Annotated in this window: 12 protein-coding genes; 4 read left to right on the top strand and 8 right to left on the bottom strand. The window is 61.4% G+C overall.

Going from position 1 to position 15,245, the window contains the following annotated elements:
- Nucleotides 1-645: 645 nt before the first annotated feature.
- The 6 genes from TRP66_RS23030 to TRP66_RS23005 form a co-directional block, all read right to left on the bottom strand.
- Entirely contained in the window at nucleotides 646-1,614 is a 969-nt protein-coding gene (locus tag TRP66_RS23030) for a fimbrial protein (protein WP_442965253.1), read from the bottom strand.
- A 28-nt stretch (nucleotides 1,615-1,642) separates the two neighbouring features.
- Nucleotides 1,643-2,416, bottom strand: coding sequence for a fimbrial biogenesis chaperone (locus TRP66_RS23025; RefSeq protein ID WP_333407801.1), 774 nt, complete (start codon nucleotides 2,414-2,416; stop codon nucleotides 1,643-1,645).
- Complete coding sequence (locus tag TRP66_RS23020) at nucleotides 2,416-4,995, bottom strand: fimbria/pilus outer membrane usher protein (RefSeq protein WP_442965250.1); 2,580 nt, start codon at nucleotides 4,993-4,995, stop codon at nucleotides 2,416-2,418. The genes TRP66_RS23025 and TRP66_RS23020 overlap by 1 nt, the downstream gene beginning before the upstream one ends.
- A gap of 147 nt (nucleotides 4,996-5,142) precedes the next feature.
- Nucleotides 5,143-5,883: a fimbrial biogenesis chaperone gene (locus TRP66_RS23015; protein ID WP_333407791.1), complete on the bottom strand. Its 741-nt coding sequence runs from the start codon at nucleotides 5,881-5,883 to the stop codon at nucleotides 5,143-5,145.
- A gap of 61 nt (nucleotides 5,884-5,944) precedes the next feature.
- On the bottom strand, nucleotides 5,945-6,526 hold the full coding sequence (locus TRP66_RS23010; RefSeq protein ID WP_333407789.1) for a fimbrial protein: 582 nt from the start codon (nucleotides 6,524-6,526) through the stop codon (nucleotides 5,945-5,947).
- Nucleotides 6,527-6,853: 327 nt separating this feature from the next.
- Nucleotides 6,854-7,240 (bottom strand): hypothetical protein, encoded by a 387-nt coding sequence (locus TRP66_RS23005; RefSeq protein WP_333407787.1) that lies wholly within the window; start codon nucleotides 7,238-7,240, stop codon nucleotides 6,854-6,856.
- Between the two features lie 283 nt (nucleotides 7,241-7,523).
- On the opposite strand from TRP66_RS23005, the gene TRP66_RS23000 reads away from it, so the two are divergent.
- From TRP66_RS23000 to TRP66_RS22990, 3 genes are read left to right on the top strand one after another with little or no spacing between them, the layout of a single operon-like run.
- Nucleotides 7,524-8,681 (top strand): efflux RND transporter periplasmic adaptor subunit, encoded by a 1,158-nt coding sequence (locus TRP66_RS23000; RefSeq protein ID WP_333407785.1) that lies wholly within the window; start codon nucleotides 7,524-7,526, stop codon nucleotides 8,679-8,681.
- Entirely contained in the window at nucleotides 8,678-11,800 is a 3,123-nt protein-coding gene (locus TRP66_RS22995) for a multidrug efflux RND transporter permease subunit (protein ID WP_333407783.1), read from the top strand. Before TRP66_RS23000 ends, TRP66_RS22995 begins: the two co-directional genes overlap by 4 nt.
- Before the next feature lie 40 nt (nucleotides 11,801-11,840).
- On the top strand, nucleotides 11,841-13,379 hold the full coding sequence (locus tag TRP66_RS22990) for a sensor domain-containing diguanylate cyclase (RefSeq protein ID WP_333407781.1): 1,539 nt from the start codon (nucleotides 11,841-11,843) through the stop codon (nucleotides 13,377-13,379).
- A gap of 149 nt (nucleotides 13,380-13,528) precedes the next feature.
- Here TRP66_RS22990 and TRP66_RS22985 read toward each other — a convergent pair whose 3' ends face one another.
- Nucleotides 13,529-13,999: a ferritin-like domain-containing protein gene (locus tag TRP66_RS22985; RefSeq protein ID WP_333407779.1), complete on the bottom strand. Its 471-nt coding sequence runs from the start codon at nucleotides 13,997-13,999 to the stop codon at nucleotides 13,529-13,531.
- A gap of 217 nt (nucleotides 14,000-14,216) precedes the next feature.
- Here TRP66_RS22985 and TRP66_RS22980 point away from each other — a divergent pair, with 217 nt between their 5' ends.
- Nucleotides 14,217-14,453 (top strand): DUF3820 family protein, encoded by a 237-nt coding sequence (locus TRP66_RS22980; protein WP_333407777.1) that lies wholly within the window; start codon nucleotides 14,217-14,219, stop codon nucleotides 14,451-14,453.
- 109 nt (nucleotides 14,454-14,562) lie between these two features.
- On the opposite strand, the gene TRP66_RS22975 is transcribed toward TRP66_RS22980, so the two are convergent.
- Nucleotides 14,563-15,237 carry a bifunctional 4-hydroxy-2-oxoglutarate aldolase/2-dehydro-3-deoxy-phosphogluconate aldolase gene (locus TRP66_RS22975; protein ID WP_333407775.1) on the bottom strand — a complete coding sequence of 225 codons (675 nt, stop codon included), beginning with the start codon at nucleotides 15,235-15,237 and terminating at the stop codon, nucleotides 14,563-14,565.
- Nucleotides 15,238-15,245 lie beyond the last annotated feature (8 nt).

The following is a 15,245-nucleotide window of genomic DNA, read 5'->3' as shown; positions in this document are numbered from 1 at the left end:
TCCTTGACCATCTTGGCGACTTCCAGCTTAAAGCTGACATCAAAGCTTCTGTTCTTCTTGCTCATGGAGACTCCTCAGTGGGTGTAGTTTCCCCTATTGAGGTGTCCGGAACCATTAAACCAGCACACGGCCATCCATGGCCTGCGGCGCTAACTCGGCTCCTGCCTCGTTCCCCCCTGCGCAACGCCTCCACTCGGCCTGCGCCAACGTCGCGTTCGGCGGCGTCTGCACTATCGTGGAAAAAGCAAAGCACAGCCAAAGCTCTTGATCTTGATCTTGATCTTCTACGCAAAACTCACAGACGCCGCCGAACGCGACTTGGGCGCAGGCCGAACGCAGGCGACGCGGAGCCGGGGAGCGAGGCAGGACGCCGAGCCAGCGCCGATGGGCCATGGACGGCCCTTCGGCGCGGCCCGGTGGAGCGTCGCCGGAGTGAGGGAACCCGAAGGGCCAAGCCAGGAGCAATGGTTTTTCCCCCTTTTGCCGAAACAAAAGGGGGTCGGCCGTAAGGGCCGAAACCAAGAGGTCCAGCCCACGCGGTAATGGATATGTCCAAGGCCGCAGTGCCAGCGCCGTAAAAGCCGTCGCGAGCAAGCTCCCTCCCACGATGAGCGCGTTGTTTTAGCCCTTCACCGGCCGGTCGGTTCACTTGTAAAACAGATCCACCATGACCTCCGCTTCGAATGGCCCGGCTGTGGGGCTCTTGCTGTTCCAGACCAGTTCGGCGGTGAAATCCACACTGGCGGACTGCTCATCTCCCAGCAGACTCGCCAAGTGGAAAGGCTCGTTGTAGCGCATCACCGCACCACGGACGGTAGCAATCTGGATACCCAATGACTTGTTCAGGTTGGGAATCAACAAGTTGCCTGCCAGCGTGCCGCTGACCGGCCGCCAACGGGCATTCAGACTGAATGGAGAATCGCAACTGCGATTGGCCACCAGAGAAAACGGCTGTCTGGCAAATACTTTCCCGACCGAAACCCGCTGAATACCGATGATTCCGAAATCCACCGTTTCGGGTATGACCTGCAACTCGGCGTCGCAAGCGACAAACCGCAAGCCATTGAGACTGTTGAGCGAATAACTGAGGCTACGTCCGGCAATCGGCTCAGGCCCGTTGCCGCCGGCCAGCTCGAAAACCCGATAGTCGAGCAGGTCGCTGGCGACGCCGGAGGGAGGCGTGGGGCCGTATTTCTGAATGAACACCGAAAACGGCAAGGTGAAGCTGGTCTTCGGACAGGCTTCGATATTGTCGTCTCCTTCATGGCAGACTGGCACGAACTGCCCGGTGGAGATACGGCCACTGCTTTGCACGTAATCAATGCCGTTGAGCGTCAGCCCCGCTCGGATGCCCTGCCCTATTTGCAGGTTATCGGGATTGAGATGGACAAAAATCTCCTCTTGAATGGACTGTTGCCCTTCCTTGGCACAGACCACCTTGACGTTCAACTGGCCGGAGCGCCAGACCGCTTCGCCCTCGGCAACGGACGCCGGGATCGCGACCGTGCTGCTCAAATCATCCCGGATGATCGTTTCGCCGCTGTCCTGAGCGGTGCACACCAAGGCATGACCGGTCGCGGGGGCGAACAGCGCCACTACCAGAAGAGACCGCATCCAGCGGTGGACGAATATTGGGTTCATGTCAGCATGACTCCTGAGAGTGAGAGGATTCGCGCAAGCGAGCTTTGCTTTCCGCCGTCGCGTCGAGCCTGGCGCAGTAATCGCGCTGGCCGCCGTAGTCGGTGAGGGCCTTGAATCGCAGCCCGGGCGCGGGGTTTGCGATAGACAGCGCCCAGTGATACCGCGCGCCGGGTTCGAGCAGATGCGACTCGCTGACCCTGACCCCGTCCAGATACAGCTCTTGCAGCGCAACGTGATAGGGCGTGGGGTTGACGACCCGCAGGATCGGCGCGTCTGGCGCAGAACGGCTCAGCGACCAGCGCAGGGCTTCGGCAGTCGAGGCCGGATCGCCTTCCAGACCCGTCGGGCGGAAAAACACATTGATGCGCTGGCGAATGGCAATGTTGAGTTGAGCTTCGCCGTGGGTACGCCGGGGCACTTGCGTGACGTACAGATGCAGCAACGACTCGCGCCCGTTCGGCATGCCCTCGCCCTGATAGAAAATCCGCAGGGTCTGCCTGCTGCCCGGTGCCAGGCGCTGCAGGTGCGGTGTCACGGCAAAGGGCAGCGCCTGACGCTGGTCGAAAGGAGTGTCATCGTCATCCCGCGGGTCGCTCAACCGGGTCTGGATAAGCACTTCACCGGCTCCGCGATTGGTCACTTGCAGCGTCGCTTCCGGGTAACGCCCGTCGAAAATCAGGCGGGTTCCGGACAAGGACACCGAGGCTTCGACAGCGGCGACCATCGCGAAGAACATCAGGCAGAGGCCGCCGACGCGCGGGCTGACCCTGCGCATCATTGGCACACCACCCGCAACCGCTCGTAAGCCCGCTCGGGGTCCCGTGGCGGCAAACTGAACGGCGCATTACAGCGTTGCCCTGACCAGCGCACGATCAACAGGCCGCTGTCCCGGTCACTGAGCACCAGCGCCTGGCTATTGGGATCGACCACGGCCAGCGAGCGGCCATGCTCGTCCTCGACGCTGGCGCCCAGCGGAACCGGGCTGCCGTCGCCGCGTACCAGTTCGAACTGAACGCGCCGCCCGGCGCTGGCCTTGAAGCGGACCACCGGCACGGCGCCGCGCCGCGGCACGATCTGGCTGACCGCGTTCTCCAGGTCGATATCCGCGCCCAGCTGACGAGTGTCGAGACTGACCCAATTGGTCCGGTAAGGCTGGGCATAGGGCAGCACCGCATAACCGTTGGCCGAGGTTTCGACATTGGTAAAGGATTTCAGCCTGGCGCCGCCCACTTCCGGGACCTGGACCAATGCGAAGGTTTCGCCCAGCGACTGCCCGAGGTTGAGGCCGCCCGCGTGGGCCACCAGCGAACCGGAAGCGCCCAGGGTGAACGCATCGTAGTCCCGGCCTTGACTGTACCCGGCTTCGAAACGTCCGAACGGCAGGGTCGTATTGATCTTGCCCGAGCCGAAACTGCCCGAGTTGCTGTCATGCCCTGCCTGCACGGAGTAGAAGCTGTCCCGATTGCCGAGCACCTGACCGTTGAGACCGGCCTGAAGATTGTGATCGCCGGCGCTGTCGCGAACCGCATTGAGCGACAGCCGCGAAGACGCAGCGCTCGATCCGAGTGGAATCGTCAGCGTCAATGCGACACGATTATCCGTTTCAACCACGCCGTTTCGGCCGGTGGACCGGTTACGCTCGACCGACAGGTTGTAGCTGACCCCCTGCCAGACCGAGTTATAAGCCAGGTACAACTGGCGAGACTTTCCCGGCAGATTCCAGTAGCGCTGCTCGGACGCCGTCAGGCTCAGAGACACCGTCCAGGCCGGCAATACCTGGGTGATGTTGAGTTCCAGGCGGTCTCTGGCGCGTCCGGCGGCATAAGGGCCAGGACGCGGGTCACGCTCGCTGACATGCTGATTGAGGGTTCGATAATCTTCGGTGGAGTAGCGATAACCGGCGATCGCCAGTGTGGTGTCGGTCACGTCGAGCGTATTGGCGTAGCGTACGCGCAGGCTGTGCCCGCTGCGCTTGCGCTGCTCCAGCTCGCTCAGCGACTGGGTGATGTCCAGCGAAACGGCCCCGACGCCGGTGTTGACCCCGGCGCCCAGATTGCCTGCCTGATAATCTTGCGCCAGCTGCATGCCACCGAATCCGGTCACCGCCTCGGACAAGCCGTAGATCACGGCAGCACTGGCGAACTCCGGTGTCTGGTCGCCCTCGCCGTTGGTGTCCACCTGCCCCGCCGAGAGGCTGTAGCGCAACGAACCGGCCGGCACCATGATCGGCAGCGAAGCATACGCCTGGGTGAACGAGCGCCGGCGTCCGTCCGCCTCGATCACCGTGACCTGAAGGTCGCCATTGGAGCCGTTGGGATAGATGTCGGCAATTTCGAACGGCCCTGGGGACACGTTGCCGCTGTACAGCAGGAAGCCGTTCTGCCGGACCTCGACCGTCGCATTGGTCTCCGCGATGCCCCGGATCACCGGGGCGAAGTTGCGCTCGCTGTCAGGCAGCATGCCATCGTCCGAGACCAGCGCGGCCCCTTTGTAGCGAATACTGTCGAACACCTGCGCGTCGGTATAGGTCTCGCCGAGCGTCAGCTGGCTTTTGAGCGCCGTGATGTCGCGCTGGGCGAAGGTGCGATTGCTGCGATAGCGATAGGTCTGGTCATTGCCGTAAACCAGCGAAGACTCGTTGCGCAATCGCCACGCCCCCAGATTCATTCCGTTGCGCAGTCCGAGATAGTACTGTTCGGTTTCCTGTCCGCGGCTGCTGCGCCGCGCCGCGTTGAAGGCGTAGTTCACAAACCCTGCCGTCTCGCCCTGATCCCACAGATCCGGCGACACATACCCTCTGGCGCTGCGCGCCATGACCGCCTGGGGAACGCTGATGTTCAGCCGCAGGGCCGCGGGCTGGTAGTCGACCCGGGCGAACTCCACCCGGGCGGCCAGATCGAAGCAAGCTGGCGACGACTCGATACCCGGCAAGCGTTGCAGGTCCAGCCCCAGATCGCGCAGCACCTCCGGCGTCAGGCAGGGCTCGATCAGGCCGGAGCCTTTATGGCTGGAAAAGGTGATGTCCTGGCGACCCTTCAGCGCGCGATTGACATAGATGTCTACCCGGTAGGTGCCCGGCAGCACGCTGTTGGCGCGCAGGAACTCCTGCAGATCCGGCGGCTGGTCGCTGCCCTGAATGAACGCGGTATTGAATCTCACGCTCGGTGTGTCCGCGCCTCGCCCAGGCTCGGCCGTCAACGTTTTCATGGGCATCATCAGCGTCAGACTCACGCCTATTCCCGGCAGACAATGCCTGGCGACAGTCCTCTTGCGGCGCAGGGTCCGAATGCCACCAGCGGGCAGTTCGAGCGCGGCAACGGCTGTCGTTCTTATGTGTGCTTTATGCCATTCCATTAGCTGTTTCACTTCACTTCGGCAATCGAACGGGGCGCGTAACGTCCTTTCACGGCCACGCAGGAAAGCTGGGCGCTCGCGGTCGACGAAGCCCAGTGGTTGGGAGCTGGATACAGGCGCGAGCCGGCATCCGGACGAGATCAAGCGTTATTCGGGGTCCGCCCTCCTGGCGACCGTGCTGACGCCGGGCTTCAAGGTGGCCCGATAAGCCACCTGGCCACCGAAGTCATTGATGCTGTTGAAGCTGAGGGTCACAGGTCCGCTACCGGCCTTGCGACTGAGCGTCAGACGCACGGTTTCGCCCGGCGCAATCATCCGCGCATCCTCGCGCGCCAGTTCGGTATTGGCCTGGCGAGCGGCAATCCTGATCATCGAGACGTGGTACGGCCCGGGGTTTTCCACCAGCACGGCGTCACTTCCCGACAATCGCCACTGCAAGGCTTGCGGCGCATCCTGCGCGTCCCCGCTGAGGCTCTTGGGCCGGAAGAAGACTTTGATGCGCTGACGCACGGCGATCTGCAATGTGTTTTCCGCCGCGGCCTGGGGAATTTCCTGTACGTTGAGCCAGAACACTGACTCGCGGTCCTGAGGCAAGCCGGAGCCCGCGTAAATCAGCCGCAACAGCTGCCGCCCGTTACCGGGCATACGCGTCAACGCAGGTGTCACCGCAAAGGGAGGCCTGGCCTGAGTATTGCTGTCAGCGCCGGATTCCAGCCAGGTCTGCAGTAATATCTCCGCGTTGCCGCTGTTGAGCACTCCGAAACTGGCCTCTTTGTCGGCGCCGTTATAGATGACGCGGGTGGTATTGAGAACGATGCTCGCCTGCGAACCACCCACCCACAACAACGCGCCGGCGAACGCTGCGGCGCGAAAGAAAGTCGAAAACATGCTGCCCTGCCCTGAGTCCGGAAGAAGGCGGAGCGGATCACTTCCCGCTCCGCCTGACGCATTACTCGTAGTCCATCACGAAGGGCATGAAGCCATCGGCATTGCCAGGGTTGGTCGTGGTGCCATTGAGCACGTATACGGCGCCGAAATTGATTTCGGCCGTTGCACCGCCGGCGCCGTCCTGCACCAGGTCGGTATCGATGGTTTCAGTACCACTGAGGTCCATGAGGTTGTTGGACGCGTTGAGCAGGCCGATGCCCACGCCATCCGCGGCGCCGGTGGTACGCAGCAGCTTGGCGTCGTTGTTGTCCAGGCCGCTGCCGTTGCGCGCGGCGAAGCGCATCTTCACGGTGGCGTATTGATCAGCCCCGGCGCTGCAGTTGACCAGCATCTGAATCGGTGTTGCGGTTTCGAAACGCGCGGCACTCGACAGGCCGATATCCGAAAAGGATACGTTCCCCAGATCGACGTTGATTTCGCCCGGATTGCCCGGGCTGACGCCGGTGCCCGGCGCAACTGCGCAGGAGATGTTGGTCAGGGTGCCGTTGAATACCAGTTTGCCGTTGTTCGCTGCGGCGGCGTTTCCGATAACGCCCAGGCTCAGTGCGCTGGTAACCGCCAATGCCAGTGAGAGCTTTTTCATGCTAACTACGTTCCTTGTGTTATTTCGTGTGTGCCCATGATTGGACGGCGAGCACTATAGGTCCCGGGCTCTTGATTCGCTGTCAGCCTTATTACTTTGCAACTAAGGAATATTCGCTATCACGCATAAGAAGTTTCTGTGGGAAAAATCGGAAATCGCCTGCAAGTCAGGTAAAACAAGCCCTTGCCGGAATACCCAAGCAATAGAGTCAACTGAAGAGTTGCACTCGACGATTGGCTGGCGGGGAGGATTCAGATCAGCAGACATACGTCCGCGCGCCGTCCGCATGGAAAGCGGCAGCACACGGAACGCTGGCGGAGGCGTGTGTCACTGATAGGTGAGGGTCACCACGGCGGCATTTTCAGAGCCACTGGCTTCGCCCGAGCGCGCTGTTTGCGGCGCTTCGTGCTGCACCGGCGTGTAATGAGCGATGAACGGTGCGGCCTGACCGTCGCAGGCATTGCGCGAGGTGTCGACCTGGAAGCTGACGCCAGGGGCCAGCGTCAGTCGCTGTCCTTCGCTTGCCGTGTGGGCATTGACGGACTGAATGTTGCAGGTGGCGTTGACCACGCTGCCGCTGAATCTTATGGCATTGTCCGCCATGGCTGGCGTTGATGCCCACGCGACGCAGGCAAGTAACGCAGCGGTCAATGAACGACAAACTACTGGAATGACATCAGGAAAGACTACCGAAACCGACGTTTCGCTTTTCATGGCGATACTCCATTGATCAGCTCACATGAATGAGTTAAGTCGAGGCAAGGAATAATCGCCAGAAAATTCCGAACGCATATGTAGGAAATGTCCTAGGAATTACATCTGCTCTGGTCAACCTCTGTTCTGATGCTTATCGTCACCGCCAGATATTTCTTGATGTTTCCCATCGATTTTCTGACAAGTCCTACAGCAGAAAAGCATTTTGCTGGCCGGCAATGAGGGATATAAGGAAGAATTCGGAACGCTCGATTTCCTCACCCCGACCTGGCGCCTCATACACATGCGTAACAAGACCCGAATCGCCCTGGCGGTCGCCGCCCTCGTCATCGTCGCGGCGGTCGCGAGCTGGAGCCTGACCCGGCCGGCCACGGCGAAGATCAGCGCACCGGCCAGCGTGCCGGTCAAAGTGGTGAAGGTCAGTGTCGAGGACGTGCCGCGCTTCGTGACCGGCATCGGCTCGGTGCGCTCGCTGCAGAGCGTGGTGATCCGCCCGCAGGTCGACGGAATCCTGACCCGGGTGCTGGTCAAGGAGGGCCAGCAGGTCAAGGCTGGCGAGTTGCTGGCGACACTCGACGACCGATCCATTCGCGCCTCGCTGGAACAGGCCAGAGCGCAGCTGGCCCAGAGCCGGGCGCAGCTCGAAGTCGCGCAACTGGACCTCAAGCGTTATCGTCAGCTGAGCGCAGACAATGGCGTCTCGCGTCAGACCCTCGACCAGCAGCAAGCGCTGGTGAATCAGCTCAGCGCTACCCTGCTGGGCAACGAGGCCACGATCAACGCCGCGCAGGTCCAGCTTTCCTACACCCGAATACACTCACCCGTGACAGGTCGCGTGGGCATCCGCAATGTGGATGAAGGCAATTTCCTGCGTGTGACGGATGCCGGTGGACTGTTCTCGGTGACCCGTATCGATCCGGTGGCGGTGGAGTTCTCGCTGCCGCAACAGATGCTGCCGGTGCTGCAGGGTCTGGTCGCTCATCCTGAGCGCGCGCCGGTCAAGGCTTATCTGGGTGATGGCAACGATGGCGCCCTGCTGGGTGAAGGCGAACTGGCACTGATCGACAACCAGGTCCTGGCCGGTACCGGAACCATTCGGGCCAAGGCACAGTTCGCCAACCCCAGAGAATTGCTCTGGCCCGGCCAGTTAGTGACCGTGAAGATCCAGACCGGTATCGAATACGCCGCGCTCAAGGTCCCGCCTCAAGTCGTGCGACGCGGGATCGACCAGCATTACGTTTACCGGGTGACGACGGACAACAAGGCCGAGGTGCTCGCGGTCGAGGTGCTTTATCAGGACAGCGATATGACGCTGATCAGCGGTCCGCAAGCAGGAGATGTGCTGGTCAGCGACGGCCAGTCGCGCCTGCGGCCGGGCAGCCCGGTTGAAATACTGAGCGAGCCGGCGAACCAGGCTTCGCAGGCCGGGAGCACGCCATGAAGGATCGGGGTTCGATTTCCGCCTGGTGCATCGATCATCCTGTCGCGACGCTGCTGTTGACCTTCGCGCTGGTGCTGCTGGGCGCCATCGCCTTCCCGCGCCTGCCGATCGCGCCCCTGCCCGAGGCGGAGTTCCCGACGATTCAGGTCAACGCGCAGCTGCCCGGCGCCAGCCCGGAAACCATGGCATCGTCGGTGGCAACGCCGTTGGAAGTGCAGTTTTCCGCGATCCCCGGCATGACCCAGATGACCTCGACCAGCGCACTGGGCTCGACCAACCTGACCTTGCAGTTCGCGCTGACCAAGAGCATCGACACCGCCGCTCAGGAAGTCCAGGCGGCGATCAACACCGCAGCCGGCCGACTGCCTGCGGACATGCCAAATCTGCCGACCTGGCGCAAGGTCAATCCGGCGGACAGTCCGGTATTGATCCTCAGCGTCAGCTCTAGCCTGATGCCCGGCACGGAACTGAGCGATGTCGCTGAAACCTTGCTGGCGCGTCAGCTCAGTCAGGTTCAGGGAGTAGGACAGATCTACATTACCGGTCAGCAACGTCCAGCAATCCGCGTGCAGGCCGCGCCCGAAAAGCTGGCCGCGCTCGGCCTGACTCTGGCCGACATCCGCCTGGCCGTACAGCAGACCAGTCTGAACCTGGCCAAAGGTGCGCTTTATGGCAAGGACAGCGTCTCGACCCTGTCAGCCAACGATCAGTTGTTCAGGCCACAGGATTACGCCGAACTGATCGTTTCCTACAAAGACGGCGCGCCCGTGTACCTCAAAGACGTGGCCCGGGTGGTCCGGGGATCGGAAAACGCCTACGTCAGGGCCTGGTCGGGCGAACAGCAGGGCGTGAATATCGCGATCTTCCGCCAGCCCGGCGCCAATATCGTCGAGACGGTGGACCGCATCCAGCGCGAACTGCCCCGTCTGCAGCAAATGCTTCCCGCAGCCGTGGACGTTTCCGTGCTCAACGACCGCACCCGGACCATTCGGGCTTCCTTGCACGAAGTCGAGCTGACCCTGCTGATCGCTGTGGTGCTGGTGGTCGCGGTCATGGCTCTGTTTCTGCGCCAGCTGTCGGCGACGCTGATCGTCAGCGCCGTACTGGGCGTTTCGCTGGTGGCCAGTTTCGCAGTGATGTACCTGTTCGGTTTCAGCCTGAACAACCTGACCCTGGTGGCGATCGTGATCGCCGTGGGGTTCGTGGTGGACGACGCCATCGTGGTCGTGGAAAACATTCATCGACACCTCGAAGCCGGCCAGGGCAAGCGCGAAGCGGCGATCAAGGGCTCGGGCGAGATCGGCTTCACGGTGGTGTCGATCAGCTTCTCGCTGGTCGCGGCCTTCATTCCGCTGCTGTTCATGGGCGGCGTCGTAGGCCGGCTGTTCAAGGAGTTCGCCTTGACCGCGACCGCAACCATCCTGATTTCGGTGGTGGTGTCCCTGACGCTGGCGCCGACCCTGGCGGCGATGTTCATGCGCGCTCCCGGTCATGTCTCGCATGGCCGTCTGGGTTTTGGCGAGCGCCTGCTGGCGATCTACGAGCGCGGCCTGTGCAAAGCGCTCGCGCATCAGCGCGTTACTCTGGCTGTATTCTGCCTGAGCCTCGCACTGGCGGTCGCTGGCTACGTGTTCATTCCCAAGGGATTCTTTCCTTTGCAGGATACGGCCTTTGCTCTGGGAACCACTGAAGCCGCCGCGGACATTTCCTACACCGATATGGTCACCAAGCATGAGCAACTGGCGAAGATCGTCGGCGCTGATCCGGCAGTCCTGGCGTTCTCCCACTCGGTGGGCGTGACCGGCAGCAACCAGACCATCGCCAACGGCCGCTTCTGGATTTCGCTCAAACCTCGGGCCGAGCGCGATGTGTCGGTCGGCGAATTCATCGACCGGCTGCGGCCCCAGCTGGCAAAAGTGCCGGGCATCGTGCTGTACCTGCGCGCCGGGCAGGATATCAACCTGAGCTCGGGTCCCAGTCGCAGCCAGTATCAGTATGTGCTCAAGAGCAATGACGGCCCGTTGCTCGATACCTGGACCCAGCGCCTGACGGAGAAGCTGCGCGCCAACCCGGCGTTCCGCGACATGTCCAACGACCTGCAACCGGGTGCCAGCGTTACCCATATCGACATCGACCGCAGCGCCGCGGCGCGTTTCGGGCTCACCACCGCCGATGTGGATCAGGCCTTGTACGATGCTTTCGGCCAGCGCCAGATCAGCGAGTATCAGACCGAGGTCAACCAGTACAAGGTCATCCTCGAACTGGACGCCCGCCAGCGCGGCCGCGCCGAAAGCCTGGGCTATTTCTATCTGCGTTCGCCCCTGACCGGGGACATGGTGCCGCTGTCGGCGCTGGCCACAGTCAGCGCGCCGAAAACGGGGCCGCTGTCCATTGCTCACGACGGGATGTTTCCCGCCGCCAACCTGTCGTTCAATCTCGCCCCCGGAGTTGCGCTCGGGGATGCCGTGCGCCTGCTCGATCAGGCCAAGAACGAGATCGGCATGCCGGCCTCGATCGTCGGCAATTTCCAGGGCGCGGCGCAGGCATTCCAGAGTTCGCTGGCCAGCCAGCCGTGGCTGATCCTGGCCGCGCTGGTCGCGGTGTACATCATTCTCGGCGTGCTGTACGAAAGTTTCGTGCACCCGCTGACCATCATTTCTACCCTGCCCTCGGCCGGCATTGGCGCTCTGTTGCTGCTCTGGCTGATGGGCCAGGACTTCTCGATCATGGCGCTGATCGGGGTCGTCCTGCTGATCGGCATCGTCAAGAAGAACGGCATTCTGCTGGTGGACTTCGCGCTCCAGGCCCAGCGCGAGCTGGGACTTACGCCACAGGAAGCCATTTACGAGGCATGCCTGACCCGTTTTCGGCCGATCATCATGACGACCCTGGCAGCGCTGCTCGGCGCGTTGCCGCTGATGCTCGGTTTCGGCGTGGGCGCAGAGTTGCGTCAACCTCTGGGCATCGCGGTGGTGGGAGGGCTGTTGGTCAGCCAGATGCTGACTCTGTTCACCACACCGGTCATCTACTTGCAACTGGAGCGACTGTTTCACCGCCACCCTGACGAAGGTCGAACCTATTCAGTGGCAATCAGCCGAGCCGAACATAAAGGATCGTGATATATAGCTCGCGCACAGTTCCGCGGGTAGACCAGCAGCCATGACCTCCCCTGCCGCAAGGCGTACGACAATATTCAGAATGACCCGCTCGGAAAGCCTTCTGATACGCGGCAGTTCGCTGTCGGTACTGGCAATCCTGTGCATCGTGGCCTGGCTGCTGGCGCGCGAGCGTACCGATGCGGCGCAGACGGCCGCGCGCAACGCTTCGAACATTCTGCAGCTGATCAATGCCGACGTGATGCGCAATGCCGAGCTATACGACTCGTCGTTGCTGGGCATGATCAAGGCCTGGCAACGACCGGACGTGGCCAGGCTGGCGCCCGAGCTTCAGCAATACCTGTATTTCGACCGTTTCAAGGCGGCCAGCTACAAGGGCGATCTGGTACTGCTCGATGAGCGCGGCGACGTGTCCATCGACTCAATGTTCATTCCGCCGCGCCACGACAACTTCTCCGACCGGCTTTATTTCCAGGCCCACAAGGCAAACCCGACGCTTGGGCTGCACGTCAGTGCGCCCTACAAGACCCGCTGGGGCTTCAAGGACTGGTGTATCAACTTCAGTCGCCGGCTCGAAGGGCCGGACGGAGAGTTCAAGGGGATCGTCAGCGCGGCGATGCGTCTGGTGTATTTCAAGCAGTTGTTCATGAGCCAGATGCTCGGGCCTGACAGCGGTATCGCTCTGCTCAACACCCAGGGCATTCTGGTGGTCCGTTATCCGGACATCGACGGGCAGGATCTGACCGGCAAGGACTACGCCCGCACCCCCAACTTCCAGCGGATCCTGCGCGAAGGCAACGGCAGCTTCAGCGCTTTTTCGGAACAGTTCCAGGATGACCGCTTCTATGCATTTTCGCGGGTCGGCAATTTGCCGCTGGTGCTGGTGATCAGCCAGTCCACGGAACAGGTTTACGCCGTCTGGACGCGCAACGCAGCGCTGGTGGGGGGTGCGACCGGAGCACTGTGCATCGGGATGCTGTGGCTGACGCTGTTGCTACGGCGCGAATTGCGCCGACGGCATCATGCCGAAACCGAACTGGCGAAACTGGCGGCTACCGACGGCCTCACCGAACTGCCGAACCGGCGTCAGCTGGACGAAGCGGTAGATGCGGAATGGCTCCGCGCGCGGCGTTCAGGCAAGCCTTTGTCGCTGCTGATGATCGATGTCGATCACTTCAAGGCTTTCAATGAGCGGCATGGTCATGCCGGTGGTGACGAGGCGCTGCGCAAAGTGGCGCAGACCATCGGCAGGCACGCCAAACGACCGGGCGATATCGCGGCGCGTTACGGTGGAGAAGAGTTCGTTATGGTGCTGCCCGAAACGGACCTGGCCGGTGCGCTGAGCATTGCAGCGGACATCCGCGCAGAGGTGGAGCAGATTCCGCCTTTCGAACGTGCGACCGGCCCTGTCACGGTCAGCATTGGCGTGGCGACTACCGTTGTCAGACCCTGGGACAAGCTCGAAACCTTCTATGGTCTGGCGGACAAGGCGCTGTATCAGGCCAAGCGCAATGGACGAAACCGGATCGAATATTGGGAAGCCGTGCACAATCAGGGTAGGAGCGGCTTCAGCCGCAATTAATCGCACAGGCGCAACATCTTCATCGTCCGATACAGGCTTTCGCGGCTAAAGCCGCTCCTACAGAATCAGCGCAGGCGGACACAAAAACAGGCAAGCGCGCTCTACTTTCGTAGGAGCGCGCTTGCCCGCGACAGCTATTCGCTGGTCAATTACGACTGGCGACGTACCTGATCGCGCAATGCCTTGACCTGGTCATGGTTACGCTGAGTGCCGTCCAGTTGCTTCTGGATCAGACCGATAACGCTGGCTGGCACGCCTTTCTCAGTCGCTTTCTGCAGCGCTTCCTTGTAGGACTTCAGCGCCACGTCTTCGCCACGCTCGACTTCGTTGAGGATGGCCTCATCACTCTTGCCGGTGACCAACGACTTCAGGTCAACCCAGGCACGGTGCAGGGAGCCGGAGACGCTGGAAGAGGTTTCAGGGTCGCCACCCAGGGCACGGACTTCAGCCTGCAGCTCGCGAACGGCGCTGGCGCAGTCGGAAGCGCGCTGTTGGAAAAAGGTTTTCAGCTGAGGATTTTTCAGGTCTTCAGCGCTGGTCTCAAAGCCTTTCTGGCCGTCCTTGCTTGTTTCGATCAGGTCATTCAACAGGTCGATCGCATCTTTATTGATATCAGTCATTTTCAATATCCTTCCAAGGCAGTTTAAGAAAAGTTTGATGCCTGTAATGGGTATTGCAGCCTGCGTGCCAGCTTTTGCGTACCAATTAAATCTTTATGAATCAATAGCTTAATGAATTTTTCACATCGCAGGATCGCTCTTTCTGCAAGAACTGTCGTTTTGACCTCATGCAGAATGCATGTATGGTCGCCACCATTCCCGACTCCGTGAACATGATATGAATCCCGAGACACTAAAATTGCTGGTCACTCGCGAAATGCCTTATGGCAAGTACAAGGGATGTCTGATCGCCGACTTGCCCGGACATTATCTGAACTGGTTCGCTCGGGTGGGTTTTCCCGCTGGAGAACTGGGGGGTTTGCTGGCGTTGATGCAGGAGATCGACCATAACGGTCTGGGCGCTCTGCTTGACCCGTTGCGCACCCGGCCGCGTCAATCGATCAAAGGCCGATAAAAAAACATGGCGCCCCGGACCAGGGAGCACCATGAAAAACCAACAACCAACAACAACTGCTTTGACGGCCCGCAGCGAGTGCCACGAGCCAGTGTTCAGAAAAGTAGCGTCACGCCATGGCGGCCAAAGCCTGGGCCGTGGCTTCCTGGATGCGGCCCCAGTCACCGTTCTTGACCCAGGCGTTATCGATCATCCAGGTCCCGCCGACGCACATGACGTTGGGCAAGCTCATGTAGCTCCTGATGTTCTGCTCGTTGACGCCACCGGTCGGGCAGAAGCGCACCTCATTGAAAGGACCGCCCAGCGCCTTGAGCGCCGCGACACCGCCACTGATTTCCGCAGGAAACAGCTTGAAGCGGCGATAGCCCATGCCATACCCGATCATGATTTCCGATGCGCTGCTGATCCCCGGCAACAACGGCAGCGGGCTGTCCAGGGCAGCCTCCAGCAATTCATGGGTGCTGCCTGGGGTCACGATGAACTGTGCGCCCGCTGCTTCGGCATCGGCCAGCATGGTACGGTCGAGAATGGTACCCGCCCCCACGCAAAGCTCCGGCCGCTGCTCGCGCAGAATGCGGATCGCGCTCAGGCCGAACGCCGAACGCAGGGTCACTTCCAGCGCCGTCAGGCCACCCGCCGCCAACGCATCGGCCAGCGGAAGAACGTCCTCGTTGCGGGCAATGGTGATCACCGGCAGGATCCGTGCTCTCGCACACAGCTCGTCGATCTGGGCAATCTTGTTCGCCATGCTGTTGTGCGACTGATTGTTCTGGCTTTGTGTCATGGCGGAGC

The organism is Pseudomonas sp. JDS28PS106 (assembly GCF_036706555.1).
In the GTDB taxonomy this organism is placed as follows: domain Bacteria; phylum Pseudomonadota; class Gammaproteobacteria; order Pseudomonadales; family Pseudomonadaceae; genus Aquipseudomonas.
This window is presented reverse-complemented; position numbering and strand designations above follow the sequence as displayed.

Coding starts and splice junctions, on each gene's coding strand:
- TRP66_RS23015 (WP_333407791.1), bottom strand. CDS start 5,883: ATGTTTTCGACTTTCTTTCGCGCCGCAGCGTTCGCCGGCGCGTTGTTG.
- TRP66_RS22975 (WP_333407775.1), bottom strand. CDS start 15,237: ATGACACAAAGCCAGAACAATCAGTCGCACAACAGCATGGCGAACAAG.
- TRP66_RS23030 (WP_442965253.1), bottom strand. CDS start 1,614: ATGCGGTCTCTTCTGGTAGTGGCGCTGTTCGCCCCCGCGACCGGTCAT.
- TRP66_RS23020 (WP_442965250.1), bottom strand. CDS start 4,995: ATGGAATGGCATAAAGCACACATAAGAACGACAGCCGTTGCCGCGCTC.
- TRP66_RS22990 (WP_333407781.1), top strand. CDS start 11,841: ATGACCTCCCCTGCCGCAAGGCGTACGACAATATTCAGAATGACCCGC.
- TRP66_RS22995 (WP_333407783.1), top strand. CDS start 8,678: ATGAAGGATCGGGGTTCGATTTCCGCCTGGTGCATCGATCATCCTGTC.
- TRP66_RS22980 (WP_333407777.1), top strand. CDS start 14,217: ATGAATCCCGAGACACTAAAATTGCTGGTCACTCGCGAAATGCCTTAT.
- TRP66_RS23000 (WP_333407785.1), top strand. CDS start 7,524: ATGCGTAACAAGACCCGAATCGCCCTGGCGGTCGCCGCCCTCGTCATC.
- TRP66_RS22985 (WP_333407779.1), bottom strand. CDS start 13,999: ATGACTGATATCAATAAAGATGCGATCGACCTGTTGAATGACCTGATC.
- TRP66_RS23010 (WP_333407789.1), bottom strand. CDS start 6,526: ATGAAAAAGCTCTCACTGGCATTGGCGGTTACCAGCGCACTGAGCCTG.
- TRP66_RS23025 (WP_333407801.1), bottom strand. CDS start 2,416: ATGCGCAGGGTCAGCCCGCGCGTCGGCGGCCTCTGCCTGATGTTCTTC.
- TRP66_RS23005 (WP_333407787.1), bottom strand. CDS start 7,240: ATGAAAAGCGAAACGTCGGTTTCGGTAGTCTTTCCTGATGTCATTCCA.